Consider the following 24,777-nt stretch of genomic DNA (forward strand, 5'->3'; position numbering starts at 1 on the left):
GGAAAAGCGGGCGACGTGGGATTTGAACCCACGACCTCTTGGTCCGGAACCAAGCGTTCTGTCCGCTGAACTAGCCGCCCTCAGTACTTCGTACCCCGGTCTCCGACTTAATCGTTGGGAAAGCCCCACATTTCGCCCTGCGTAGTCAGCGAGTTCGTTTAAGAAACTAGCGCGAGTCCATCCGATGGGTTTCCAACGACCGTAAACACTCTCGAAGAACTGTTCGAGCACGAACTGGAAGGCATCTACTGCGCCGAACACGAGATACGGGACGCGCTCGAAAACCTCGAATCACAGGTCGAACACGAAGACATCGAGGAGGCGTTCCGCGACCACCACGAGGAGACGCAGGGCCACATCGACCGCCTCGAAGAAGTAATCGATAGGCTCAGCGAACCCGCCGAAGAGGAAGAGTGCGAAGCGATTCAGGGTATCATCACCGAGCAGGAACACTTCGCCGAGGAGGACCCCGACCAAGCGGTCTTGGACGCGTTCAACCTCCCTGCCGCCCAGAAGGTTGAACACTACGAGATAGCCGCCTACGGGAGCCTCGCCATGCTAGCCGACCGACTCAGGATGGACGAGGCTGGCGATATCTTCCACGAGAACTTGGAGGAAGAAGAGGCCACGCTGGAGAAACTCAAAGACCTCGCGGCGAACTTCGGCTACCGGCAGATAGCCCCGGATTGAATTTCTTCGTCTCTCGCCGTTTGTTGGCCTTGGGCGAATTGAATAACGGCTCCGTTAGCGTTTATTCTTATTTAACTTCGTATTGCTATTGGGATTTTAGCGAGACCGTGACCGGGAATTCTATTCATTTGTCGTTCCGGGTTCTTTCGTGCAGCATTCCTGAAGAGAGACCGACTGCGAGAGCTAAAAGAACAGTCAGTGAGTGAACTATTCCTATCATGGAAGTCTCTCCTGATACACCGAGTGTCAGCATGAGAGACGTGCCTACTGCGATTACGAATTGACCCTCGTTTCTCGACTCTCCACCGTAAAGTAGCCAGTTCCAGACTTCTCGTCTCGATATTACGACGATAAGATTTGCCACTATTATCCCAATACCAAGGGAGAGGTACAGTTTCCCGGTATTGAGTATCGTTGCGATGGACGCCGCTAATCCGATGAGTGTTGATAATATGTAACGAGTAGAGTCTTTCATAGGAAATCAATTGATTCTGTTTGTGATTGTGTCGCCCGAACCTGCAGCCTGCACTACATCAATTACCGCACTCGGGATTAAATTTTCCTCCAAGGTGACCGTCTCCGCGACTATACTGAGTAACTTCACTGGGTCCTTTGTCCCATCCTAGAGCTGCGCACTTCTGTATCTCGGGACCAAAGAAACCGTCGTAGTCTTTCGGCATAAGTGTGTACGCCGATCCCGAAGCCGCTTTGAGAACCCATCCAATAAACGCACTGACTGCCCACGTTTCCGGATTATATTTCGTCGCACTACGTATCAGAGTGAGGACGGCTCCAGTCAACGCGCTCTTTGACCAGTAATCTGCTGGCTCGGAAAGTTCGAAAGTCAGCCCACCGTATTTGTGACCGTATTCTCGATTTTGACAGTAATTGTATTTACAGTCCTTATGAAGTGATCCTCCTGTGTTCTTTGACCGCTCAATAATCACATTTCCTTGGGTACTAACCATCGTACTTACATCTACGCTTTTGACATCAGACGTACTCACGCTAGCATCAGAAGCACTTAGGTACTCTACCCGTCCTTCCTTTTCCCCACTAGTATACACTAGCATGTAGAATGTTTCACCATCTACGGTAACTCTTTCAACTGTACGGTCGGACTCGGATTGGAGTGTCTCTGCTTCGTCAATCGAAGAACCCTCGTTGGCTGTTGCTGTTGCGCTTAAAAAAGGAGCACCAACCGTTAGCAGTCCCGCAGATTTGACGAACTTTCTTCTACTGTTAGATTCCGGGTTTTTCGCATTGCAACCATCGCTTGATAATACTTTAACTAATAAATTTTGACTTTACCATAGTTAAAATAGGAGTAAGAAACTTGAATACATCGGGGGGTATTTTATATATGCCGGTATCTATATTAGAAGACCCTATTATGGTAATTTGTTATTGCAATAATATCGCAAATTATTCGTGGTGGTCGGAAACCTCGCCACCATCCGGGCCGACTGCCTGCCCCTCCGATTTGGTGGCGCGCTCCTCGACGGCGTCGATGACGGCGTCCTTCCACGTCCCGCGGGTGAACCACAGCGCGGCCGCGATGGCCCCGACGACGTGACCGACCGCGACGCGACCCAGATACCGGTCGGGCCGAGTGCGGTCTGGAAGGCGAGCAGGTAGACAACCGGAACGCGGACGAACCAGAGCGTAATCATCGAGAACGCCAGCGCTGTCTTGGTGTTCCCCGCACCGCGATAGGCCCCGACCAGCACTTGGAAGACCCCGATGAAGGCGAACTCGACCGTCCTGATGCGGAGATACTCCGAGGCGAACTCGACCGTCCTCGCCGCATCGCTCGACCCGGTGGCCATGAACACCGAGACGATGGGTTCGGGGAACAGCGCGGCGAGGACCGCCAGCACGAACATCACGCTCGCGCCGACCGTCGCCGCGAGTTTGACCGCCTGCTCGGCGCGGTCGGGGTTGCCCGCGCCGAGGTTCTGGCCCACCATCGTGTTGGTCGCTCGGCCGAGACCGACCGCCGGGAGGAAGACCAGCGAGATGAGTCGGTTACCCAGTCCGTAGGCGGCGATGACCGCCGGTTCGAACGTCACTATCATCACGGTCAGCGTCACCATCGCCAGCGCACCCGCCGACTGCTCGAACGCCGACGGCGTCCCGATGCGGACGATATCTCTGATATATTCGAAGTCGGGCGCGAGGTGCCTGAGATGAACGTCCGGACCCACGTCGGTCCCGAAGAGGATGGCGACGCCGACGAGACCCGCGACCGCACGCGCGACCAGCGTCGCCCACGCCGCACCCTCGATGCCCATCTTGTCGAATGGACCGACACCGAAGATGAGAATCGGGTCGAGAACGACGTTCAGCGCGACGCTGACGGCCATCACGCGCATCGGCGTCCGGGTGTCGCCGTACCCCCGGAGGAGCGCGGAGAACGCCCGGAAGCCGAACATGAGGGGGAGACCGAGGAAGAATATCTTCATGTACTGCTCGGCCAGCGGGACGACCTGTTCGGCGGTGGCGTCGTCGCTGGGGAACACCGACAGCATCGGTCCCGCGCCGTAGTAGCCGACGACACTCAGGAGGACGCCGACGGCGACGACGAACCCCAGCGTCTGGCCCGCGACTTTCCCGGCCGACCCGTCGCTGTCCGCGCCCATGTACTGAGCGACGAGCGTACTCCCCGCGACGCTGAACCCGCCGCCGAACGCGATGAGGAGGAAGATTATCGGGAACGAGAGACTGATCGCGCCGACCGCATCGGCCGAGTAGCGACCCAACCAGAACGCGTCGGCGACGTTGTAGGCGACCTGTAGGAGTTGTGTGACCACGATGGGCCACGCGAGGTGGAAGAGTGGACGCGCTAACCCACCCTCCGTGATACCGTCGGACTGGGTCGATGGCACTGTTCTCCTTCAGAACTTCTTAGGATTTCAATGCTTCGGGTTGAAATTTCAACCGGCTAAGCGGAAAACGAGCGCGTAGAGAGGCGTGAAAATCGCGGCAGTCCCGTTCGCGTCGGGGTGTTCCGTCTGCGTCAGGGCGTCTCGTTCGTTTCGAGTGCGAGGTCGTCGGTCGGGTACGCGGTGCAGGTGAGGACGTACCCCTTCTCGACTTCGTCCTCGCCGAGCGTCTCGTTGTTGCTGTGTTGGACGTACTCGGTTGCGTCGCCGTTCTGAACCTTGCCACCACAGGAGAGACACTGGCCCTGCCGACAGGCGTAGGGCAGGTCCCAGCCTTCGTCCTCACCGGCTTCCAGCAGCGTCTCGTTGTTGGCGACTTCGATGGTCTCGCCCTCGTTGACGTACTCGACGTCGAAGTACTCCACCTCGTCGTCGGAGATGGCGGCGGGGTCGAAACCGGCGTCCTCGTCGTCTTCGCCTTCGAGTTCACCTTCGGCACCACCGCCGACCGCGACCGCGCCGCCACCGCCGCCGATGGAGCGGTTCATCGGTTCGGGGAAGTCGGTTTCCGCCACGGTCTCGGCTCGGCGTTCGAGCACCTCTTGGGAGATATCGTCGGGAGTCCGCCACTCGGTGCCCTCCGAGTAGTGGAGCGCCACCACGATGAGGACGAGCGTTAGCCCGAGTCCCAGACCCAGTACGTCTACCATGGGTGAGGCTACGGAAGGGTGGTTTAACAGCATTGTGATTGCCATCCGACAGCGGGCACACGTTTTTGCCCTCCGCGCGACGAGAGTACGCCGTGACCACCGACATCGTAGTCGTCGTCTACGAGGGGTTCGACGAGATGGACGCCATCGCTCCATACGAAGTGTTTTCGCACGCGAGCGACCGCGGGTGCGACCTCGACGTGAGCGTCCGCACGCTCGACTCGGCCGACCGAGTGACCGCCAGTCACGGTCTCGACGTCGAGGTAGACGGCCGACTCGCCGACGCGGACCCCGATTTCGTGGTCGTCCCCGGCGGCGGGTGGAACGACCGCGCAGATACAAGCGCGTGGGCCGAGGCCCAGCGCGGCGACCTCCCGCGAGCGCTCACAGACCTCCACGAGGACGGGGTCGGACTCGCGGCGGTCTGCACCGGCGGGATGCTTCTCGCGGAGGCAGGGATTCTGGACGACCGTCCTGCGGTCACGCACGCGAGCGCACTGGACGACCTCCGGGAGACCGACGCCGAAGTCGTGGACGCCCGCGTAGTGGACGCCTCCGGTGGCACTCTGTCGAGCGGTGCCACGCCGTCGGACGACGGCGACGTACTGACCGCGGGCGGCGTCACCTCGGGACTCGACCTGTCGCTGTATCTGGTCGGGCGAATCTGCGGCGAAGAGGTCGCCGAGCAGGTAGCGACCGAAATCGAGTACGAACCGCGCGAGGACGTGTACGTCGCCCGCGAGGAGTGAGGCGTCTGCGAAGAGCGTGTCATTCGATTTAGGACGGCCTAAAATCGAAGTTCTTAACCCGGATTAGGCAGACCTAAAAGTCAATGGCAAGAGACGATTCGGTACGGACGACTCGACGCAAGTACCTCACTGTCAGCGGCGCACTGGCGGCCTCCGGAATCCTCGCGGGGTGTACCGGCGGGTCGAGCGACGAGCAGACCACCACGACGACCGAGGAGACGACGACCACGACCGAAGAGACGACGACCACGGAGGAAGCCACCGAGACGACGACCGAGGGCGAGTCCTACACCGTCTCGATGGAACCCGTCGGCGACGTGACGTTCGACTCCGTGCCCCAGACGTGGGTGGCCAACAACGGTAGCTGGGCCGACATGGGCGTCGCGCTCGGCGTCGAACCGCCGAAGGCGCTGTGGCTCACCAGCCGCTATCACACCAAGTACTACGACGCCATCGACGGCGTCTCCGTGGACAAGAGCGACATGGTGAGCCTGTATCAGGACGGAGTGAGCAAGGAACTGTTCTACGAACTCGACGCCGACGTTCACGTCATCGACCCCAACTTCCTGATGAACCGGTTCAAGGGCTGGAAGCAGGCCGACATCGACGAGGTCAGCCAGAACATCGCGCCCTTCTTCGGTAACAGCATCTTCTCGCGCGGCTACGGTTGGCACGAGAACTACCGCTACTACACACTCTACGAGGCGTTCGGAAAGCTCGCGGAGCTGTTCCAGCGCACCGACCGCTACGAGGCGTTCAGCACGCTCCACGACGAGTTCCAGACGAAGTCTCGGAGGTCGTTCCGCCGAAGAACGAGCGCCCGGCCGTCGCCGTCCTGTGGGCCGGCGGCGACGAACCCGAGAGCTTCCTCCCCTACATCATCAGCGAAGGGACGAGTTTCAAGCAGTGGCGCGACCTGAAGGTCCGCGACGCGCTCGCCGAGACCGACGTCAAGGACTTCCACAGCAACCGCGGCGAAATCGACTACGAGACCCTACTGGAGGTGGACCCCGACGTGCTCCTGCTCCGCGGACAGGAGGGCAAGACCGCCAAGCAGTTCCAGGACACGGTCGTCTCGTTCATGAAGGACCACGACGTCGCGAGCAGTCTGACCGCCGTCAAGAACGGTGACGTCTACCGCGGCGGGTCGCTGTATCAGGGTCCCATCACGAACCTCGTCCTCACCGAACGCGCCGCCAAACAGGTCTACGACGCCGAGGGTCAACTGTTCGACCGCCAGCGCGTCGCCGACATCGTGAACGGCGACTTCTGACCGGTGGCCCGACTCGCGCCGTCGAGTCGTTCCGGTAGCTCACGGTCACGCGCGAACAATTTTGGCTTCTCGACCCTCGACGCCTACATCGAGCGGTACGAGTTCGACGGCCGACCGTTCGTCGAGAAGCACCCGGTGCTAGAGTCGGTCGTCGGATAGTCCGCTCTCTTCGTTCTCCGGTCTAAATCGCGACCCGCGTCACCACCACCGCTCGCTCGACCCGTCGGTGGATTCTGGCCGGACGCCCCACAGCGCGGCGGAGTGGAGTTCGGTCGGGCCGAACGCCTCGAAATCACCCTGACCGCACATGTCCCACCACTGTTCTTTCAGTCGGTTCCAGTAGACGCCATTGAAGTTGAACTCGGTACAGTACCAGTCTCCGCGAGTGTCGAGGACGAAGTCGACGCCCCACGTCGCCTCGTCGAACTCCGCGGCGATTCGCTCGGCGTACCGGCGCGGCGTCTCGAACGACACGTCGTGGCGGAGTGGTTCGAGGTAGTCGTACCGGCCTGCACAGACCATCGAGTCGACGACGGAGTTGTCCGCACCGTTACCTCTGGTCTCGCACGGCGTCCGGCCGATTACCTCGCCGCCGTCCACGAAGAACCGGACCGAGGGGTGACACGAGTGAGTCGGAACCCGGCAGAAATCGAGGTCAAGCTACTCCCGGACGACGAGACCGCCGCCGTGGGGCCAGCCCTGCTCGTCGTTCTGATTCAGGAGTGACTCGACTGTCCGGTCCACGGTCTCGGAGTTGGGACGCGAGACGAACGACCCCTCGCGCAGTCGGACCGTCGCGGCCTTGAACTGCGTTCGGACGAACGCGCGGTGGAGGTCGTTGTCGTCCATGAACGCCAGAATGGCGTCGGTGTCCCACCGATAGCCGTCGTCGGTCGGTTCGAGGGCCACGAACGTCGTCCGGGGGACCGGCACGTCGAGCGACCGGAGGCGCGACCAGTAGTAGTCGACCCGTCCGCGCTCGTCCGTGAAGTCGCTGAAGAAGAGGGAGACGGGCGACGGCATACTCCTCCCGTTCGCGTCGGTCGCCTATCAAGTTGGCGCAGGTGTGAGTGTCGGTCACATCGCTGGGACTGCGCCGCCAAACGGAACGGAAAATGACACGCAGAGCAGCGGAACTCTGTCTGCTGTCGTTACTTCTCCCGGCGCGCGACCTCGTGCCGACCGAATCCGTACCGCAGTCGGTTCGCCAGACGCCGGGAGAACCGCCCGTCCTCGCGCACCCGAGAGCCGAACCGCTCGCCGAGCGCCTGATAGATGAGCGGCACCGGGACCTCCTGCTCCAGCGCCTCCTGTACGGTCCACGTGCCCGTCGAACCACCGGCCACGTAGTCGTCCACGTCCCCGAGGTCGGTGCCCTCCTCGCGGAAGGCCTCCTCGCAGAGTTCCAGCAGCCACGACCGGATGACCGCGCCGTTGTTCCACGTCCGGGCGACCGCTTCGAGGTCGAGGTCGTACCGGCCCTCCGCGAGCAACTCGAAGCCCTCGCCGTAGGCCTGCATGAGCGCGTACTCGACGCCGTTGTGGACCATCTTGACGTAGTGACCCGACCCCGCGGGACCCATGCGGTCGTGGCCCGCGGGTCCGGTCGCCACCGCGTCGAAGACCGGGACCATCTCCCCGTAGGCCCACTCCGGGCCGCCGACCATCAGCGAGAAGCCGAGTTCGGCCCCGGCGGGACCGCCGGAGGTGCCGCAGTCGAGGTACGCCGCCGGGGTCTCCTCGGCCCGGCGCGTCGAGTCCTCGAAGTGGGAGTTGCCGCCGTCCACCACGACGTCCTCGTCGGTCAGGTAGGGTTCGAGGTCGTCGAGCGCGGCGTCCACGGGTTCGCCCGCTGGCACCATCAGCCAGATGCGCTTCTCGTCGCCGAGTCGCTCGGCGAGGTCCACCACGGAGTCGGCGGGGGTCGCGCCCGCCTCGGCGGCCGACGCCACCGCCTCCTCGTCCAAGTCGAAGGCCACCACGTCGTGGCCAGCGTCGAGTACTCGGTCCACGACGATGCGGCCCATCCGGCCCAGTCCGATGACGCCCAGTTGCATGGGAGAGGGTGCGGGGAGGGTGCAGGTAGGGGTTGCGGTTCTGCTCCACGCCGAACGACTACCTTTCGAGAATGGAACGACGAGGCGATGCTACTACGCTACCAGCCAAACGCAGTTAGCAGAATATAGTCTCGAGCGAGGCGACCCTGTTAACCGCCATACGAAGACGATTCGGTAGCCGCCCTTCGCCGTGACCGGGAACGAACTAATTCACATAATATTTTCAACCTCTCGGTCTGAATCTAGGAGAGAGATGACTCTCTCGTCTGTTCCTCGTGTACGAAGGAATCGGAGTGAACCATGAAACGGCGGTCCGTCCTCGGACTCGCAGTGACGGCCGGTGTCGTCGGTAGTACCGGGTGTACCCGATTTATACCTCGCAGTCAGCAGTACCGACTCTGGTTCGTTCGCATCCACAACGGAACAGCTAGCGAACAACGAGTCGATATCCGCGTCCTTCGCGACGGCGAGGTGGTATTCGAGCGCGACTACGAGAACATTCCGAGTTTCCAAGACAGCCAGAACGAAGAAGCATCGTTCGCGGCGATGGACAGTGCCCGATTAGTCGAAGACGAGTGGGACATACAGAAAGGAACCTACACCATCGAATACCGAACTGCTGGACAGGAATCGTTCGTGTCGGTTGATGTCGGCGGTATCGACGAGTTCGAGGCGGAGGACATCGGAGTCAAGATGCAACTTTACGGTGGGAAGCGAGCGACCGTGGCGTTCGGCGTGCTCGAATTCGATTCGAATGGACAGGCGGCGCAGTTCGTCAGTACGGTTACGAACCAGAGCGAGGACTGATATTTTGCCCCACGAAGGTCGTCGTCGGACGAGATATCGCACTGAGCGACCCACACACAGACGAGAACCTTTATCACTACCCGTCCACTCCGTTTTCGTATGAGGCTGACTGCGTCGGTAGTACGTTGAACTGTCCAGCGCAGCGGCGCGTCTTTCTGATTGGACTACTCCCCCGACAGAGTCAGCTATACCCACACCATGACTGACGTTCCCGACAGCTACGACCCCGAGCGAGTCGAACCGAAGTGGCAGGAAGAGTGGCGCGGTTCCGAGATTTACAACCCCGACGGCGAACCCGACTACGTCGTGGACACGCCGCCGCCGTACCCGACCGGACAGCTCCACCTCGGCCACGCGCTCGGGTGGAGTTACATGGACTTCGCGGCCCGGTTTCACCGACTCATCGGCGACGAGGTGCTGTTCCCGCAGGGCTGGGACTGTCACGGCCTGCCGACCGAAGTGAAGGTCGAGGAGGAGGAGGACATCCACCGGACCGACGTCCCCCGCGAGGAGTTCCGGGACCTCTGCGTCGAGTACACCGAGGACCGCATCGACGGGATGAAGGAGACGATGCAGTCGCTGGGGTTCTCGCAGGACTGGTCGGCCGAGTACCGGACGATGGACGCCGACTACTGGGAGAAGACCCAGCGCTCGTTCGTCGAGATGGCCCACGGCGACGAGGAGGAGAGTTACGTCTACCGCGACGAACACCCCGTCAACTGGTGTCCGCGCTGTGAGACCGCCATCGCCGACGCCGAGGTCGAGAACATCGACCGCGAGGGGACACTCCACTACGTCACGTTCCCCGGCGTGGACAACGACGACATCGAAATCGCGACCACCCGACCGGAACTGCTGGCGGCCTGCGTCGGCATGGCCGTGGACCCCGACGACGAGCGCTACGAGGGTCGCATCGGCGACACCTTCGAGGTCCCCCTGTTCGGACAGGAGGTCGAACTCGTCGCCGACGACGACGTGGACGGCGACTTCGGGACCGGCGCGGTGATGATATGCACGTTCGGCGACAAGCAGGACGTTGACTGGTGGGCCGAACACGACCTCGACCTCCGCTCGGTCTTCACCGAGGACGGCCGCCTCAACGAACTCGCGGGCGAGTACGAGGGCCTGACCATCGAGGAGGCAAAGGCGCTCATCGCCGACGACCTCGACGAAGCGGGCTACCTCGAAGACACGGAACCCACCGACCAGTCGGTCGGCGCGTGCTGGCGGTGTGACACGCCCATCGAAATCCTGAGCAAGGAACAGTGGTTCGTGGAGGTCCGGCAGGACGAGATTCTGGAGAAGGCCCAGCAGGTCGAGTGGATTCCCGAGCACATGTACGACCGCCTCGAAGACTGGACCGAGGGGATGGAGTGGGACTGGGTCATCTCCCGCCAGCGCGTGTTCGCCACGCCCATCCCGGCGTGGTTCTGCCGCGAGTGCGGCCACGCCCACGTCGCGGACGTGTCGGAACTCCCGCTGGACCCGACCGAGACCGACCCCGCGGTCGATTCGTGCCCCGAGTGCGGTGCGGACGACTGGGAGGGCGAGACCGACGTGATGGACACGTGGATGGACTCGTCCATCTCGCCGATGCACGTTCAGGGTTGGCCGGACGAGGAGTTCACCCCGACGACGCTCCGCGAGCAGGGTCACGACATCATCCGGACGTGGGCGTTCTACACCCTCCTGCGGGTCACGGCGCTCGAAGACGAGATTCCGTGGGAGGAGTCGCTGGTCAACGGGATGGTGTTCGGCGACGACGGCCACAAGATGAGCAAGTCCCGGGGTAACGCGGTCGGCCCCGAGGAGGCCATCGAGGAGTACAGCGCCGACTCGGTCCGGCAGGCCCTCGCGCTCGGCGGCCAACCCGGCAGCGACATCCAGTTCCAGTGGAAGGAGGTCAAGTCGGCCTCCCGGTTCCTCACCAAGTTCTGGAACATCTTCCAGTTCTCGGCCGAACACTTCGACGAGGAGACGCCCGACATCGCGGCCCCGGCGTACCGCGACGCCGACGAGTGGATTCTGTCGAAACTCTCCCGAACCGCCGAGGACGTCGAGGCCGACATGGAGGCCTACCGTTTCGACGCGGCGCTCCGCAAACTGCGGGAGTTCGTCTGGAACGACCTCGCCGACGACTACCTCGAACTCGTCAAGGGTCGCCTCTACGAGGGCCGACCCGGCGAGCGCGACGCCGCCCGCCACGCGCTCTACACCGCGGTCTCGGCGTCGATACGGATGCTCGCACCGTTCTCGCCCCACTTCGCCGACGAGGTGTATCACCACCTCCCCGGCACCGAGGGGAGCGTCCACACCGCGGACTGGCCCGCGGTCGAGTTCGCCGACGAGGAGGCCGAGCGCAGGGGCGACCTCATCGCGGAGGTCGCCAGCGAGATTCGGGCGTGGAAGTCCGACGCGGGGATGGCGCTCAACGCCGACCTCGACCGCGTCGAGGTGTACTCCGAGCAGGGTCGCGGGTGGGACACCTACGACCTGTCCGAAGCGGTCAGCGCGCCGGTCTACCCCGAGGAGGGGCAACCGAACGTCGAACTCGTCCCGGTGGGCGTGGACCCCGACCACAGCGTCATCGGACCGCAGTTCCGCGACGAGGCCGGGCAGGTCGTCGCCGCGCTGGAGTCGGCGGACTTCACCCAACTCGAGAACCAGAAGAAAATCGAGGGCGAAATCACGCTGACGGTGAACGGCGAAGAGGTCACCATCGACGGTGACGCCGTGGAAATCGAGAAAGAGTACCGCGCCGAGAGCGGCGAAGAGGTCGAAGTGCTGGAGACCGAGCAGGCGACCGTGCTGGTCTTCGCTTGAGATAGTTCGACTCACCGACCTCCCGGTCCGTTACCGGTCTCCGTGTTCGTTCGAGAGTGTACTCCCGAACCCGTAGCAGAACACGCTCACCGAGTCGTGAAACGACGTTCTCTCTGCGGGCGCGTGCCGTCGCGGTCGTTCGAACCACTGCCGTTTTCACCTCGACGCGCCAAGCGAAACTAACCCATGGACCAGCGAATTCACGACCACGCGGAGGTTCTCGTTGACTGGAGCGCCCGAATCGAGGACGGCGACGACGTAGTGTTGCGCGTGGACGAAGGTGCGCACGACCTCGCGGTCGCCGTCGCCGAGAAACTCGGCGAACGCGGCGCGAACGTCCTCCCCGTCTACGGTTCCGACGAGGTGGAGTCGGCGTTCGTCCGAGGCCACGACGGCGACTTCGACCAAGACCCGGACTTCGAGGTGGCGATGCTCGAACGCGCGGACGCGGTGCTGTCGCTGCGGGGCCAGCACAACACCGCCGCGAAAGCCGCCGTGTCGGGCGAGAAGCGCTCGGCCTACAAGAAGTCCCGAACCGCAATCAAGACCCGCCAGATGGACACCGACTGGGTCTCGACGCTGCACCCGACGCGCGCTCACGCCCAGAACGCGGGCATGGGCTACGAGGAGTACAAGGACTTCGTGTACGACGCCATCCTCCGGGACTGGGAGAGCCTCGCCGACGAGATGGCGAACCTCAAGGACCTGCTCGACGAGGGGAGCGAAGTCCGACTCGTCAAGGAGGACACCGACCTCACGATGTCCATCGAGGACCGCACCGCGGTCAACAGCGCCGCGTCGGTCGCGTACGACTCGCACAACCTCCCGAGCGGCGAGGTGTTCACCGCGCCGGAGGCCACCGAGGGCGAGGTGTACTTCGACGTGCCGATGACCCACGACGGCGTCCGAATCCGCGACGTTCGCCTCGCCTTCGAGGACGGCGAGGTCGTGGACTGGTCGGCCGAAGTCGGCGAAGCGGCCCTCGAAGACATCCTCACGACCGACGAGGGTGCCAAGCGCCTCGGCGAACTCGGCATCGGGATGAACCGCGGCATCGACCGCTTCACCGACAGCATCCTCTTCGACGAGAAGATGGGCGACACGGTCCACCTCGCGGTCGGCCGCGCGTACTCCTCGTGCCTGCCGGAGGGCGAGGAGGGCAACCAGAGCGCGGTCCACGTGGACATGATTACCGACGTGAGCGAGGACTCTCGGATGGAAATCGACGGCGAAGTCGTCCAGCGCAACGGCACGTTCCGGTGGGAAGACGGCTTCGAGGGCTGAGCGTCCGCCTTTTGGTGCAGATTTTACGAGTGAGCGAGGCGAGCGGCGAAGCCGTGAGCAGAGCGACCGAGATAAAAGGTGCGCGCAGGTCGTCCAGCGCAACGGCACGTTCCGGTGGGAAGACGGCTTCGAGGAGAGCGAGGCCTGAGCGGAGCGAAGGCCTCGAACCGAAGCGGGGAGCGAAGCGACCCGCGGAGGAGTAGGGCGGTCTTTTTCGTCGACGTTTTTGCGAGGAACGTCGCCGGAGGCGACGCGACGAGGAAAAAGGTCGGACGCGGACGTTCCAGTGGGAAGACGGCTTCGAGGGCTGAGCGTCCGCCTTTTGGTGCAGATTTTACGAGTGAGCGAGGCCTGAGCGGAGCGAAGGCCTCGAACCGAAGCGGGGAGCGAAGCGACCCGCGGAGGAGTAGGGCGCTCTTCGTCTGTCGTTCCGAGGCGACCGCCCGGTGGTTCCGAAACGACTCTGAGAACGGCCCAGATAGGATTCACTCACCGTCCTTAATTATTTATGGCATCATACCGTTATGATTGTTGGATTCCGACAATGGATTACGATAGACGCACATTTATCAAAGCCGTAGCGGCCGCGGGACTGACCGTCAGCGCAGTTCGACCCGTCGCCGCCGGAAGCGACACTCGCTACGTGGTCAACACCGACGGAAGCGGTGTCCAATCGCACGTCGAAGACGCTGGCTACAGCATCCAGCACGAACTCGGTGGGAACGTCCTCCTCGTGACCGGTTCCAGCGAGAATCGGACCGCCCTCGAAGACGTCAACGGCGTCGGCGCGGTCGCCCGCGACGTGAGCATCGAGTTCGAGAAACCCGAGAAGGAGGCCGACGAGACGACCGACGAGGACTACTACTCGCTCCAGTGGGACAAGCAGGTCACGGACGTGTCCGCGGCCCACGACACCGCCACCGGTGACGGCACACGCCTCGCCATCATCGACACCGGTATCGACGTGGACCACCCCGACCTGCAAGCTAACGTCGACGCCGACGCGGGCCGACTGTTCAAGTTCGGCGACGTGAGCCACGACACGACCGACGTGTACGGCCACGGTAGCCACGTCGCGGGTATCGCCGCCGCGAGCGACGACGGGACCACGGGCGTCGTCGGCACCGCGCCCGACGCCGAACTCGTCTCGCTCCGCGTGTTCTACTACTACGACTACGACGGCGACGGCGAGACGGAACTGTACACCACGGTCGGGGACATCTTCACCGCCATCGACCACGCCGCGTCCATCGACGCCGACGCGGCGAACATGAGCATCGGGACGCCACCGCTCCCGCCCGAGGTCAACGCCGGGGGCATCCGAGGGGCCTACGAGCGCGTGATTCGGAGCGCGACCCAGCGCGGCACGGTCGTCGTCGCCAGCGCCGGGAACAGCGACGCCAACCTCCAGCAGGGCGGCTACTTCACCACGCCGAACAGCGTCTCGGGCGCGATGAGCATCTCGGCCACCGGGCCGAACGACGAGCGCGTCTTCTACTCGAACTACGGCACCGACGAAATCGACGTGGGCGCGCCCGGCGGAGGGTACGAGACCCTCGAAAAGACGCTCGCCAGCGACACCGAGTGGCCGTATCCGACCAACCTCGTACTCTCGTCGGTCCCGCCGGAGATATACGGCGCGAACTACGCCTACTTCGCGGGCACCTCGATGGCCGCCCCGCAGGTTACCGGGACGGTCGGTCTCGTGCGGAGCATCGACCCCGACGCCCCGACCGAGGCGGTCGAGCAAGCTATTCGCTCGGGCGCGGAGGGCGTGGACGGCCAGAGCAGCGCCGACCTCGGCGCGGGCCGCCTCAACGCCGACAAGGCGCTCGACGCCAACAACATCAACTGACGCGACTGGGACCCGACCGGACTCCGAGTCGATACCTTCTTTCGTAGCACCCAACCGCGTCCAACGTTTGCCGTCCAATATGGAACCGGAAGCCGAGTCTGCGTGGGACTTGGACGCCGTCCTCGTCGGTGCGGGCGTCGACGCCGCGATTGCAGTCGTCGCCGCGACGCTGGCGCTCCCCGAACGAGTACGCTGGCCCGCCTTCGCCGGAGTCCTCGCGGGTGGACTCCTCGGCGGTTATCTCGCCGGGCGACTCGCCGCCGGGTCGTGGCGACGCCGCCCCCGTCACGGCCTGCTCGCCGGCGTCGTCGGCGGCGCGGCGTTCGCGCTCGCGGTCCGGTGGTCGTTCGAACCGGGCACGCCGCCCGGCGCGCTCCGGCCCGCGAACTACCTGTTGGCGACCGCCGCGGGGTGGTTCCCGTCGGGGTTCACCGCGCGTTACGACGCCCTCATCGGGGTCGCGGCCGCGCTGGCGTTCGGAGTCCTGTACGCCGTCGAGGGCGCGCTCGCGGCCGGGGCCGCACCCGGCGACGAGTCGGGCATCGTCGCGGTTCGCGAGTGACTACTCCGACTCCCACCACTCACTCCTGCGGTCGTCGTACGTCGCGTTCCGGAAGGGCGCGGGCCAGTCGGAGTCGTTCTCGAACCCGAAGCCGTAGCCCAGCCAGTAGCCGACGTGCCAGCCCACGGCCTCGGTGTCGATGTCGCTGAGCGTGATTCGGAGGCTATCGTAGCGTTCGAGCGCGCCGTCGCTGTCCGGGTCGACGCCGCGGACTCGACCGCAGGACCCGGTGTCGCCGTTCCGACAGGGGAGGTCGTCGGCGAACGTCACGACCACCTCCGCGTCGCTCCGGTTCGTCACGAACTCGAACGACACGTCCTCGGGGACGGTTCCGTTGGCTCCCCGGGCGTAGTAGTCGAGGGCGTGGCGGACCTGTTCGCGGACCGCTGCGGGGTCGTCGGTGGCGTTCGCGTCGAGGTACACCGTGAAGTTGGCGTCGCTCCACGGGAGTCGTCGCTCGGTGGCGTTCGGCCGCGGCAGCGACGTCAGCGGCGACGACGGAGCCATGACCGACTCTGGCCCGGCCGAGTGGTTCAGCCCCAGCGTGTGCCCGAGTTCGTGTTTTAGGATGAGTCGCGTCGATTCGTTGGAGTAGGACCCGACGACCTCGATGGATATCGGCCGGGAGACCTGCCCGCGGTGGTTCACGTAGGGAGCGCACCCGGCCGGGTCGGTGACGTTGGCGCACCCCTCTATGTTCTCGACGAACTCGACCACGATGTCGGGACTCGAAGCGTTCGGTTCTAGTCGGTAGTCGATAGAGAATCCGGCGAAGCGCGTGCTGTTGTTCGCCCAGAAGTCGAGGGCGTCGGACACGAGCGGTCGGAAGTTCCGCGATTCGTTCGCAGCGTTGTCGATAGCTACCGTCAACTCCCTCTCCCCCCACGGATTCGGCCGGTCCGGCGCTTCTTCGGACGTGAGCGCCCGTTGGTCGGCGAACCCCCGGTTTCCGCCCCGTTGTCGGGTGCCTCGGTCGCGCACCCGGCAAGCACGAGGAGGGCAGCGACGAACAGTGTTCGCCACATCAGCAACCACGACAACGGTATCACGTATCAAACTTGGCGTGGGTTTCGACCTGCCAGAATTCGCAGCAGGGGACTAGGACGCGGACTCGATTTCTAAGGCGTCCCGATGGAGACTGAAGGGGCGGCTTAACCGGACCCGCGTTCTCGGTGAGCCATCCCGTTCCGTCTGTCGGTGGCCGAGATGGTCATCCCGGGCGAGTAGACGTCCCAATGCTCAGACGGTGCCGCCCCGACCCCGGTCAGGGTTCGGGGTCGAAGAACTCGGCCAACTCCGCGCCGAACTCCGCGGCGAGTTCGCCGACCGCCTCGCCGACGAGCAGGTCGTAGCCGTTCGCTAGTGCCGACTCGACGTGGACCCCCAGCGCCACGCCGAAGAGGGCGTCGCTCTCCAGAAACGCCGCGGCCGTCTCGAACTCCCGTTCGCGCTCCACGACGTAGCGGTCGCCGTCGATGAACGGCCCGTACGGCGGTCCGGACCCCGCGGCCGTCCCACTGCCTCCGGAGTCGTCGGAACCGTCGGCGTACTTCCCGTAGAACCCCTCGGCGTGCTGGCGGACGTGGACCGGCGGCCCCTCGTGGCGCTCGACCGCCGGGCGCTCGGCCACCGCCAACTCGACGAAGAGGACCGCCGACTCGTCGGCGAACGTCGCGGCCCGGAGCGCGTCGAACCCCCGGCGGTCCAACTCCTTGCGCACACCGGACACCGACTTCCGGAGTTGGGGGTACAACTGGTCTTCGACCACGTCGGGCGCGTCGAACCGGAGCGCGACCGGGGTCGTCCCCCGCTTCCGGACGTGGTCGCGCACCTCGTCCGCGGAGAGGGGGTCGGTCGGGTCCGGGAAGAACAGGTCCTCGCGGGGGCGCTCCAGCAGCTCGCGGGCGTAGTGCTGGAGGCGCGCGACGTTCTCGGGGGCGCAGACCGCCGCCACGTTGCGCTCGGGGTCGGTCGGGTCGATGACCACCAGCGGGTCGTCGAACTCCGCCTGCCCGTGGTCCTCGGGGTCGAACCGGACCGGCGGGTGCCAGTCCTCGGCGGCCGCCTCGACCGTCTCCCGGAACCCGCCGTATTCGAGGACCAGCAGTTCGGTCAGGTAGCCCGAGAACCCCCGCGTGCGGAGGTCGCTCCCGTAGGCCCCGATTCCCTTGAGGAACTGCTTGAACAGGCGCACCTCCCCGGCGAGGTCCGCGTCGATGCGCTCGTCGAGGTACTCGTTGTGGAACGGCGTCCGGTCCACCGCCGACCGGATGTCGGTCGCCGAGTCGAGACGGTAACAGGGGACGAGGTCCACGTCGAAGCCGTCGTACTCGCCGGTCACGTAGGGATGTTCGGCGTACTCCTCGCGGCCCTCCGGCAGGACGGCGTGGCCCACCCTGAGACCGTAGGACTCCAACTCCTCGCGGTCCGCGTCGGCGGGGAACCGGACGAACAGGTCGATGTCGCGGTCGCCGCTTATCCACGTTCCGCGGGCGGTGCTCCCGACCTGAATCACGTCGCCCGACACCGGGAGGTCCGCGATGGCCTCCTCGGCGCGCTCGGTCAGCGCCGCCACGGCCTCGCGCATCCGCTGGCGCTCGCGCTCGCCGGGGTCGATTCGGTCGCCCACCGCGGCGACCACCGCCTCGAAGTCGTCGTCCTCGCCGGTCATACCCGTGGATTCTCGGCCCTCGGTCGAAAACGTGTCGTCTCGTCACGCCGGGTCTCCGCGGTGGGTGAACCGGGGTTCTACGCCGTGTGAACGCATCACGGCGTCAGGGCGAAAGCGAAAGCCCTATCAAATAACTCCCGCATATGCACGAATGCAGCAGGAAGCCGTCGTAGCTCAGTTGGTAGAGCGCCACGCTGTTAACGTGGTGGTCCCAGGTTCGAGTCCTGGCGACGGCGCTACTTTCTCGCGGCGAACAACGACGACGAGTGGAGTCTCGTCCCCGGACGCAGGACGCGCCGGTTGGATTCCCGGGGATGTCGTCGTCACAAACCGAAGTGGTTTAAAGAATCGACGCGTTACCTGCAACCGAAGGGCCCGTAGCTAAGTCTGGTAAAGCACCCGGCTCATATTGGCGGCTGGGACATCCAGCGTCATGGGACACCGGGCGATTCCTTGGTTCGAATCCGAGCGGGCCCACTTTCTGCCGACGCAACTCGCGAGCGCCGCGTAGCGTGCGAGACACACGGCGAAAATCACTCGTCGGGCGTCTCGACGCCGGTGAACTCGAAGCGCGCCCCGCCCGACTCGCCCTCGGTGATTTCGCAGTCCCAGTCGTGGGCGTCTACCAACTGTTCGACCACCGCGAGACCGAACCCGACACCGACGTTGCTGGTCGAGTAACCCGGTTCGAACACCGACTCGCGCTCGTCCTCGGGGATGCCCGGCCCGTCGTCCTCGACGTAGAAGCCGTCCGGTAGACTCCCGACTCGGACCGTCGCGTCTGGTCCGCCGTGTTCGGCCGCGTTCCGGAAGAGGTTCTCCAGCAGTTGGCGCAGGCGCGAGGGGTCGGCCCGAATCTCGCGGTCGGTCTCGACCGAGAGCGCCCCGTCGGGGTCGAGGTCCGCCCACCACTCGCGGGCCGCCTCGCCGAGGTTCAGCGGTTCGGTCGTGTCCACCGACCCGCCGCGGCGCGTGACCACGAGCAGGGTGTCTATCATCTCCTCGATGCGGTCCAAGGCGCGCTCGACCTCCCGGAACGCCGACGCGTCGGCGTCCTCGCCGAGCGCGTTCTCGACGCCCGTGTCGAGGTAAATCTGGGCTATCTCCAGCGGGTTGCGGAGTTCGTGGGCGAGCATGCTGGCGAAGGCGTCGAGTCGCTCGTTCTGCGCTTCGAGTTCGCGCTCGTGTTCCCGGCGCTCGCGCTCTCGCTCGACGCGGTCCAGCGCGGCTTCCGTCGTGGCCGCCAGCAGGTCGGCGAGTTCCCTGTCGTCGGCGTCGAACGCGCCGACTTCCTCGGAGACGACCGCGAGGACGCCGTGGTCGCCGAGCGGAATCCAGATACCGCTCCGGAGCGGCGTGTCGTCGCGGTACGTCAGGTCGGTCTCGGCCACGTCGTCGAACGTGACGGTCTCGCCATCGGCGAACGCGCGCCACGTGATTGACTCGTCGCCCGGACCGAACGTCGGGAGGTCGCCGAACATGTCGGCGACGTGGTCCGAGACCGCACACGGGGCCAGTTCCGACGCCTCGTCGTCGTACAGGTAGATTCCGGCACCCCGAATGCCCAAGACGTCGGTGGTGGTCTGGAGGACCGCCTCGCAGACCTCGTCGGCGGTCTCGAGTCCGAGGAGTTCCCGACTCGACTCGTGGAGCGCGGTCAGCGTCTGCTCGAACCGCACGCGCTCGGTGATGTCGCGCACGACGCCGGTCCGGGCGAACGCCTCGTCGTCGTACCGATACGGACCGAACCGGGTCTCGACCGGGACGGTGCCGCCGTCCTTCGTCCGGAGTTCGAGTTCGAGCGTCGCGCTCCCCATCTCGTCGGTGACCGCGTCGGTCATCTCGGCGGCCTCCTCGTTGATTCGCTCGCTGTGAACGACCGACGCGTGTTCGCCGAGAATCTCCTCCCGGTCGTAGTTAATCATCTCGCAGAAGGCGTCGTTGACCATCACGAACCGCTCGTCGGAGTCGAGGGCGTACACGCCGTCGCCGACCGTCTCCACGATGGTCTCGTAGCGTTCGAGTTCGCGCTCGCGCTCCTTGCGCTCGGTCACGTTCCGAAGCACGCCGATTCGCTCGTAGTCGGCGTCCGACCCGTCGTCGGTCGGCCTGACCACGAACGTCACCTCGACGTGAACCGTGTCGCCGTCGGCGGTCTTCAGGTCGTGTTCGACGGTCGCCGCGGACCGCTCCCCGGCGACGAGTTCCCGGTGTCGCTGCTCGACCTCTCGCTCGATTTCGTCGTCGTAGAATATCGACGGCGAGACCTCCCGGAGTTCGTCGAATTCGTAGCCGGTTATCTCCTCGAACGCGGAGTTGACCATCGAGAACGTCCCGTCGGGACCGACGACGTAGATACCGTCGTCCACCGTCTCCACGATGGTCTCGTAGCGTTCGAGTTCGCGTTCGCGCTCCTTGCGCTCGGTCACGTCTCGGAAGTACACCGACAGGCCGGTCTCCGAGGGGTAGGCCCGCACCTCGAACCACGTGGAGAGCGGCGAGTAGTACTCCACGAACGAGACCGGTTCCTGCGTCTCCATGGCTCGCTCGTACTGGCGCTGAAACGTCGTTCCCACGGCCTCCGAGAACACGTCCCAGACGTTCTCGCCGACCAGTTCCGCCTCGCTCTGGAGGAGCAGTTGCTCGGCTTCGTCGTTGACGTAGGTGACGTTCCAGTCGGTGTCCAGCGCGAAGAACGCGTCGGTGATGCGGGTGAACACCTCCGAGAGTTCTGTTTCGAGTTCGTCACGGCGCTGTTCGAGTTCGTACTGGCTCTCTTTGAGTTCGGTGATGTCCTCGGCCGCGCTGACGACTCGCTCGACGTCGCCGTCCTCGCGCACCGGGGCCGCGCTGACCGAGAGGTGGACTCGCTTGCCGGACGGTTGCTCCACGATGACCTCCTCGTTACAGACGGGGTCGCCGGTCTCGAAGGCGTGGCTGACGGGGTACTCGTCCTTCGACAGTCGGTTGCCCTCCGTGTCGTAGACCGTCCACTCCTCGGCGTCGCCCTCCGCGTCGTAGGGGAGTTTGTCGTCCCCGACGCCGACCAGTTCGGCCGCTCGCTCGTTCGCCCGCAACAGTTCGCCGTCGGCGTCCCGCACGGCTAACGCCGTCGGACTCGTGTCGAATATCTCCGCGACCAGCGCCTCCTCCTCGCGGAGTCGCTCGCCCGACGCGTCCGTGTCGGGCGCTTCGCGGACGAACCCCGTGAACAGCGACCGGCCGTCGCTCTCGTGAGTGAACCCCGAGACGGAGAGTCGCGTCTCGGTCCCGTCGGCGGTCAGCAACGTCACCTCGTAGTTCTCGTCGTCGAGCGGCGTCCCGCTCTCGCCGCCGACGTGGCGCTCGAACCAACTGGCGTATCGCTCCCGGAGGCGTTCGGGGACGAACTCGACGAACCGCTCGCCCCGCATCTCCGCCGGGTCGTAGCCGAGGAGGTCCTCGACTGCCGGGTTCGCGTAGACGATGGTCCCGTCGGCGTCGGCGGTGAGAACCGCGTCGGTCGCCGCCGCGACCATCCCGTCGAAGAAGCCCTCGTCGAACCCCGACGGCGCTTCCGGCGGTCGTTCGCTGTCTCCATCGGGACTCTCTTCGGCTTCCATTGATGGGTGTACGGACTAGTGGATGAATAGTGTGGCGCTCGCCGGGGTTCGCGGGTGACTCCTCGCACGAGTATCTACACCCGGTCGTTTCGACTTCTGGTCGTACGGAAACCGATGGCTCGTCTCGGGCGTCGGTTTCGCCGGATTCCTCGAAGGTCGAACGAGCGACTCGACTCGTGCCCGGCGTTGCGGACCGAGAACGTCGCGACCTACACCGACGCCAGACGGGCGATGTACACCAGACTCAGCACGTGGTCGTCCACGTCGAGGTCGGCCGGGCCGGGCTTGTCGGGGTCGAAGCTATCGACCTCGGAGAACCCTCGCATGTACTCCCGGAGGTTCTCGCGGACCCGCGTGGTTATCCAGCCGACTTCCTCGTAGTATTCGAGCGCGTTGCCCGTGTTCTCGAACCCGGCCTTGTTGATGAGCAGGTCGAGCCACTCGAAGACGACGACCTCGGTGCTGTACTGGTTCGGGAGGGCTTCGAGGTACGGTCGCTCGGGGAGCACCCCCGCGGCCGAGAACTGGCTCTGGAGTCGGACGAGTTCGTCGCGCTCGCTGTGGCGCAGCACCTCCTCGGGCGACGCGGGCAACTCCGCGTCGTCTTCGAACTCCTCGGGGGTCTCCCGGTTCGGGTCCGCGAGGCGACGCAGTTCGCGCAGGTCGTAATCTCCGGTCGTCGTCGGCATAGTAGTCGGGTACGTTCGGGTAACTCACACCGACCATTTAAGTTTTCTTGCCCTTCTACTGACTGACAGAACGGAAGTCGCCGTTTGAGTCGCGAACCGACCGGGTCTCGTTACCGGTCTCTGCCAGCAGTATCGCGGTCAGGCCGCGGTATCTGCGCCTCCGAACCGTGGTCATCGCAATTTCCCGACCTCCGACCGCAACGTGTCGGTCACCGCTGCCTTCCGTCTCCCAGTAGCCGTGTTCTATCTCGCAATCACGATATTGGACAGGAAGCGGACAGTTGGGGGGAAACAGACGCCGAACCGACACGACCTCCGCAGACCGAGAGGACCGAAGTAGCCGCAACCTATTCGTATCTGAGCGCCGAACTATATCGCATGGCAATCGTAGAAATAAATCTGGAAAAGCCCGCTCTCGTCGAGGAGTACCGTTACTCTGGCGAGACCTCCGAGGGAACGCAGTCGTCCGCTACTCACTCGAAGTCGTCCTCCGGTTCGAAGTCGTCCGGCGGCGGCAAGGGCAAACTGCTCGGTCTGCTCGCGCTCGTGGCCGCGGTCGGCGTCCTCGTCTGGAAGCGCAAGAGCGGCGGCAGCGGCGGACAGTCCCAGTCCGAAGAGGGGCAGTACGAACACGGTCCCGAACCGGAAATCGGCGGCGACGAGAGCGGCGGCCCGAAGCGCAAGGTCGCCAGCGCCCTCGGCCTGATGGTCGCCGTCGCGACGCTCGGTGCCGCCGTCCGGAAGCGCCGCCGGTAACGTCCTCCTTTTTCGAAATAACGGACTACAAAAACGGGAAGAGCTATCGCCTGACTACCGACTCCGGGCGAACAGGGCGGCCGCGAGGAGCGCGACGACCGCGGTCGCGGCGGTGAACCCGGGGACAGTCGCGCCGTTGTCCGTCTCGTCGTCCACGACCGTCGTCGTGTTCGTCTCGCCGGTGGTCTCTCCGTCGTCGGTCGTCTGAGTGTCGTCGGCCGTCTGGGTGTCGTCCGCAGTCTGGCCGTCGTCGGTCGTCTCCGTGGTCGTCTCGTTGGACGACGCCGACTGCATCGAGACCGTGCGCTCCGAGAAGTGGTTGACCGCGACCAGCACGTCCGCGCTGGCGTCGGCCGACGCGCTTCCCTCGCTCTGGAGCATGTAGCGCGACTGCTCGCTCCCGACCGCGCTCTTCAGTTGACTGTAGGTCGCGGCCTCGACCGCGGCCTCGCCGTCGACGCTCACCGCCACGCCCTCCGAGGCGTTCACGACGTTCTCGGAGACGCTGGTGATGAGGACGGTTCCTTCGTGGGTCGTCCGGTTGACCGCGAGGGTGACCGTCCCTTCGGCGGTCTGCTCGGTCTCGACCGTGGTGTTCTGGTCGTAGCTCACGGTATCCACGACGACGTTACCGCTGGCGCTGTCGCCGTCGCTCGCGTTCTCGGCCATCACGTAGGTCTCGGCCTTCGCGTCGCCCTCGGCGATGAGCGTCTCCTGCTCGTCGTCGCTCTCGTCCTTGCCCTCGGGGTACGACCGGAAGACGAGTCGGCCGTCCTCGCCGAGGTGGGCGGTCACGTCGCCGTCGTCGTTGACGGTGACGTTCCCCTCGCCGACGACGAGGAAGGTGCCTTCGGTCCCGTTCTCGGTCGTCACTTCGACCTGCGACTCGCTCTCGGCGGAGGCGTTCGCGCCCGCCGAGAGGTTGGCGACCGCGTAGTTCGACTTGTTGGACTCCACGACGAGGACGCCGTGTCCGTTGTCGTGGGCGGTCACGGTCGCGCCGCTCTCGGCCCGGACGCGGGCCTCGGTCTTCGTCGTCGCGCCGACGCTGAGACCTGCGCCGTCGATTCGGGTCACGGCCGACAGCGAGGCCCCGACGTCGACGAGACCGCCGCTCTCGACTTCGCTCGCGGACTGGACCTTCAGGGAGTCGAACATCGTCTCGCCGCGGACCGCGTAGTCGGTCACGGCGCTGTTCTCGGCGTCGAACGAGACGTGCGTTCCGGCGTACGCTTGCCCGGACGCCTGTTTCGCGTTCGTGGAGGCGGTGCTACCTGCGAGCGCTGCGGGGGCGATACTCGCCGTCACGACGAGTACCATCAGTGCGGTCGCTACTCGTTTCATGGCGGTTCGCCCTGAAACAG

Annotated in this window: 18 protein-coding genes, 3 tRNA genes and 2 pseudogenes; 11 read left to right on the forward strand and 12 right to left on the reverse strand. The window is 64.7% G+C overall.

Annotation, left to right across the window (positions count from 1 at the left end; genetic code table 11):
- Window positions 1-7: 7 nt before the first annotated feature.
- Window positions 8-80: transfer RNA gene (locus tag FXF75_RS19670), tRNA-Arg, on the reverse strand.
- Between the two features lie 139 nt (window positions 81-219).
- On the opposite strand from FXF75_RS19670, the gene FXF75_RS19675 reads away from it, so the two are divergent.
- Window positions 220-690, forward strand: coding sequence for a DUF892 family protein (locus FXF75_RS19675; protein ID WP_163523874.1), 471 nt, complete (start codon window positions 220-222; stop codon window positions 688-690).
- A gap of 124 nt (window positions 691-814) precedes the next feature.
- Here FXF75_RS19675 and FXF75_RS19680 read toward each other — a convergent pair whose 3' ends face one another.
- The 3 genes and pseudogenes from FXF75_RS19680 to FXF75_RS19690 all read right to left on the reverse strand — a co-directional run bounded on the left by FXF75_RS19680 (window position 815) and on the right by FXF75_RS19690 (window position 4,285).
- Entirely contained in the window at window positions 815-1,165 is a 351-nt protein-coding gene (locus FXF75_RS19680) for a hypothetical protein (RefSeq protein ID WP_163523763.1), read from the reverse strand.
- A 950-nt stretch (window positions 1,166-2,115) separates the two neighbouring features.
- Window positions 2,116-3,578 (reverse strand): annotated as a pseudogene (locus FXF75_RS19685) (MATE family efflux transporter).
- Between the two features lie 131 nt (window positions 3,579-3,709).
- A complete protein-coding gene (locus tag FXF75_RS19690; RefSeq protein ID WP_163523764.1) occupies window positions 3,710-4,285 on the reverse strand; it encodes a 2Fe-2S iron-sulfur cluster-binding protein in 576 nt (191 codons plus the stop codon).
- A 92-nt stretch (window positions 4,286-4,377) separates the two neighbouring features.
- Here FXF75_RS19690 and FXF75_RS19695 point away from each other — a divergent pair, with 92 nt between their 5' ends.
- Together FXF75_RS19695 and FXF75_RS19700 are read left to right on the forward strand one after the other, a co-directional pair.
- The gene (locus FXF75_RS19695) at window positions 4,378-5,034 is read left to right on the forward strand and encodes a DJ-1/PfpI family protein (RefSeq protein WP_309221872.1); all 657 of its coding nucleotides are present in this window, start codon (window positions 4,378-4,380) and stop codon (window positions 5,032-5,034) included.
- An 83-nt stretch (window positions 5,035-5,117) separates the two neighbouring features.
- A pseudogene (locus tag FXF75_RS19700) lies at window positions 5,118-6,307 on the forward strand (ABC transporter substrate-binding protein).
- 198 nt (window positions 6,308-6,505) lie between these two features.
- On the opposite strand, the gene FXF75_RS22900 reads toward FXF75_RS19700, so the two are convergent.
- From FXF75_RS22900 to gnd, 3 genes are all read right to left on the reverse strand, one after another.
- Window positions 6,506-6,907: a hypothetical protein gene (locus FXF75_RS22900; RefSeq protein ID WP_240334810.1), complete on the reverse strand. Its 402-nt coding sequence runs from the start codon at window positions 6,905-6,907 to the stop codon at window positions 6,506-6,508.
- A gap of 60 nt (window positions 6,908-6,967) precedes the next feature.
- The gene (locus tag FXF75_RS22905; RefSeq protein WP_240334812.1) at window positions 6,968-7,330 is read right to left on the reverse strand and encodes a hypothetical protein; all 363 of its coding nucleotides are present in this window, start codon (window positions 7,328-7,330) and stop codon (window positions 6,968-6,970) included.
- A 128-nt stretch (window positions 7,331-7,458) separates the two neighbouring features.
- The gene (gene gnd, locus FXF75_RS19710) at window positions 7,459-8,364 is read right to left on the reverse strand and encodes a phosphogluconate dehydrogenase (NAD(+)-dependent, decarboxylating) (RefSeq protein WP_163523766.1); all 906 of its coding nucleotides are present in this window, start codon (window positions 8,362-8,364) and stop codon (window positions 7,459-7,461) included.
- 300 nt (window positions 8,365-8,664) lie between these two features.
- Here gnd and FXF75_RS19715 point away from each other — a divergent pair, with 300 nt between their 5' ends.
- The 5 genes from FXF75_RS19715 (at window position 8,665) to FXF75_RS19735 (ending at window position 15,695) form a co-directional block, all read left to right on the forward strand.
- A complete protein-coding gene (locus FXF75_RS19715; RefSeq protein ID WP_163523768.1) occupies window positions 8,665-9,171 on the forward strand; it encodes a hypothetical protein in 507 nt (168 codons plus the stop codon).
- A 198-nt stretch (window positions 9,172-9,369) separates the two neighbouring features.
- On the forward strand, window positions 9,370-11,994 hold the full coding sequence (locus tag FXF75_RS19720; RefSeq protein WP_163523770.1) for a valine--tRNA ligase: 2,625 nt from the start codon (window positions 9,370-9,372) through the stop codon (window positions 11,992-11,994).
- A 186-nt stretch (window positions 11,995-12,180) separates the two neighbouring features.
- Window positions 12,181-13,278 carry an aminopeptidase gene (locus tag FXF75_RS19725; protein WP_163523772.1) on the forward strand — a complete coding sequence of 366 codons (1,098 nt, stop codon included), beginning with the start codon at window positions 12,181-12,183 and terminating at the stop codon, window positions 13,276-13,278.
- A 544-nt stretch (window positions 13,279-13,822) separates the two neighbouring features.
- Window positions 13,823-15,133 carry a S8 family serine peptidase gene (locus tag FXF75_RS19730; RefSeq protein WP_163523774.1) on the forward strand — a complete coding sequence of 437 codons (1,311 nt, stop codon included), beginning with the start codon at window positions 13,823-13,825 and terminating at the stop codon, window positions 15,131-15,133.
- Between the two features lie 79 nt (window positions 15,134-15,212).
- The gene (locus FXF75_RS19735) at window positions 15,213-15,695 is read left to right on the forward strand and encodes a hypothetical protein (protein WP_240334813.1); all 483 of its coding nucleotides are present in this window, start codon (window positions 15,213-15,215) and stop codon (window positions 15,693-15,695) included.
- Here the strand turns inward: FXF75_RS19735 and FXF75_RS19740 are convergent, their stop codons facing one another.
- Both FXF75_RS19740 and cca read right to left on the reverse strand, forming a co-directional pair.
- Window positions 15,696-16,676 (reverse strand): matrixin family metalloprotease, encoded by a 981-nt coding sequence (locus FXF75_RS19740; protein ID WP_205427911.1) that lies wholly within the window; start codon window positions 16,674-16,676, stop codon window positions 15,696-15,698.
- Window positions 16,677-16,959: 283 nt separating this feature from the next.
- The gene (cca, locus tag FXF75_RS19745; protein WP_163523776.1) at window positions 16,960-18,366 is read right to left on the reverse strand and encodes a CCA tRNA nucleotidyltransferase; all 1,407 of its coding nucleotides are present in this window, start codon (window positions 18,364-18,366) and stop codon (window positions 16,960-16,962) included.
- Window positions 18,367-18,529: 163 nt separating this feature from the next.
- Here cca and FXF75_RS19750 point away from each other — a divergent pair.
- Both FXF75_RS19750 and FXF75_RS19755 read left to right on the forward strand, forming a co-directional pair.
- Window positions 18,530-18,602 (forward strand) — tRNA-Asn (locus FXF75_RS19750).
- A gap of 135 nt (window positions 18,603-18,737) precedes the next feature.
- Window positions 18,738-18,843 (forward strand) — tRNA-Ile (locus tag FXF75_RS19755).
- 56 nt (window positions 18,844-18,899) lie between these two features.
- Here the strand turns inward: FXF75_RS19755 and FXF75_RS19760 are convergent.
- On the reverse strand, window positions 18,900-21,968 hold the full coding sequence (locus FXF75_RS19760; RefSeq protein ID WP_163523777.1) for a PAS domain S-box protein: 3,069 nt from the start codon (window positions 21,966-21,968) through the stop codon (window positions 18,900-18,902).
- 209 nt (window positions 21,969-22,177) lie between these two features.
- Complete coding sequence (locus tag FXF75_RS19765; RefSeq protein WP_163523779.1) at window positions 22,178-22,657, reverse strand: FlaD/FlaE family flagellar protein; 480 nt, start codon at window positions 22,655-22,657, stop codon at window positions 22,178-22,180.
- A gap of 378 nt (window positions 22,658-23,035) precedes the next feature.
- Here FXF75_RS19765 and FXF75_RS19770 point away from each other — a divergent pair, with 378 nt between their 5' ends.
- Entirely contained in the window at window positions 23,036-23,413 is a 378-nt protein-coding gene (locus tag FXF75_RS19770; protein WP_163523781.1) for a hypothetical protein, read from the forward strand.
- A gap of 54 nt (window positions 23,414-23,467) precedes the next feature.
- Here FXF75_RS19770 and FXF75_RS19775 read toward each other — a convergent pair whose 3' ends face one another.
- Window positions 23,468-24,757 carry a PGF-CTERM sorting domain-containing protein gene (locus FXF75_RS19775; RefSeq protein WP_163523783.1) on the reverse strand — a complete coding sequence of 430 codons (1,290 nt, stop codon included), beginning with the start codon at window positions 24,755-24,757 and terminating at the stop codon, window positions 23,468-23,470.
- Between the last annotated feature and the right edge of the window lie 20 nt (window positions 24,758-24,777).

This window comes from Halorussus sp. MSC15.2, assembly GCF_010747475.1.
Taxonomy (GTDB): domain Archaea; phylum Halobacteriota; class Halobacteria; order Halobacteriales; family Haladaptataceae; genus Halorussus.

Coding starts and splice junctions, on each gene's coding strand:
- FXF75_RS19680 (WP_163523763.1), bottom strand. CDS start 1,165: ATGAAAGACTCTACTCGTTACATATTATCAACACTCATCGGATTAGCG.
- gnd (WP_163523766.1), bottom strand. CDS start 8,364: ATGCAACTGGGCGTCATCGGACTGGGCCGGATGGGCCGCATCGTCGTG.
- FXF75_RS22905 (WP_240334812.1), bottom strand. CDS start 7,330: ATGCCGTCGCCCGTCTCCCTCTTCTTCAGCGACTTCACGGACGAGCGC.
- FXF75_RS19760 (WP_163523777.1), bottom strand. CDS start 21,968: ATGGAAGCCGAAGAGAGTCCCGATGGAGACAGCGAACGACCGCCGGAA.
- FXF75_RS19730 (WP_163523774.1), top strand. CDS start 13,823: ATGGATTACGATAGACGCACATTTATCAAAGCCGTAGCGGCCGCGGGA.
- FXF75_RS19690 (WP_163523764.1), bottom strand. CDS start 4,285: ATGGTAGACGTACTGGGTCTGGGACTCGGGCTAACGCTCGTCCTCATC.
- FXF75_RS19775 (WP_163523783.1), bottom strand. CDS start 24,757: ATGAAACGAGTAGCGACCGCACTGATGGTACTCGTCGTGACGGCGAGT.
- FXF75_RS19725 (WP_163523772.1), top strand. CDS start 12,181: ATGGACCAGCGAATTCACGACCACGCGGAGGTTCTCGTTGACTGGAGC.
- FXF75_RS19735 (WP_240334813.1), top strand. CDS start 15,213: ATGGAACCGGAAGCCGAGTCTGCGTGGGACTTGGACGCCGTCCTCGTC.
- FXF75_RS19770 (WP_163523781.1), top strand. CDS start 23,036: ATGGCAATCGTAGAAATAAATCTGGAAAAGCCCGCTCTCGTCGAGGAG.
- FXF75_RS19765 (WP_163523779.1), bottom strand. CDS start 22,657: ATGCCGACGACGACCGGAGATTACGACCTGCGCGAACTGCGTCGCCTC.
- FXF75_RS19720 (WP_163523770.1), top strand. CDS start 9,370: ATGACTGACGTTCCCGACAGCTACGACCCCGAGCGAGTCGAACCGAAG.
- FXF75_RS19715 (WP_163523768.1), top strand. CDS start 8,665: ATGAAACGGCGGTCCGTCCTCGGACTCGCAGTGACGGCCGGTGTCGTC.
- cca (WP_163523776.1), bottom strand. CDS start 18,366: ATGACCGGCGAGGACGACGACTTCGAGGCGGTGGTCGCCGCGGTGGGC.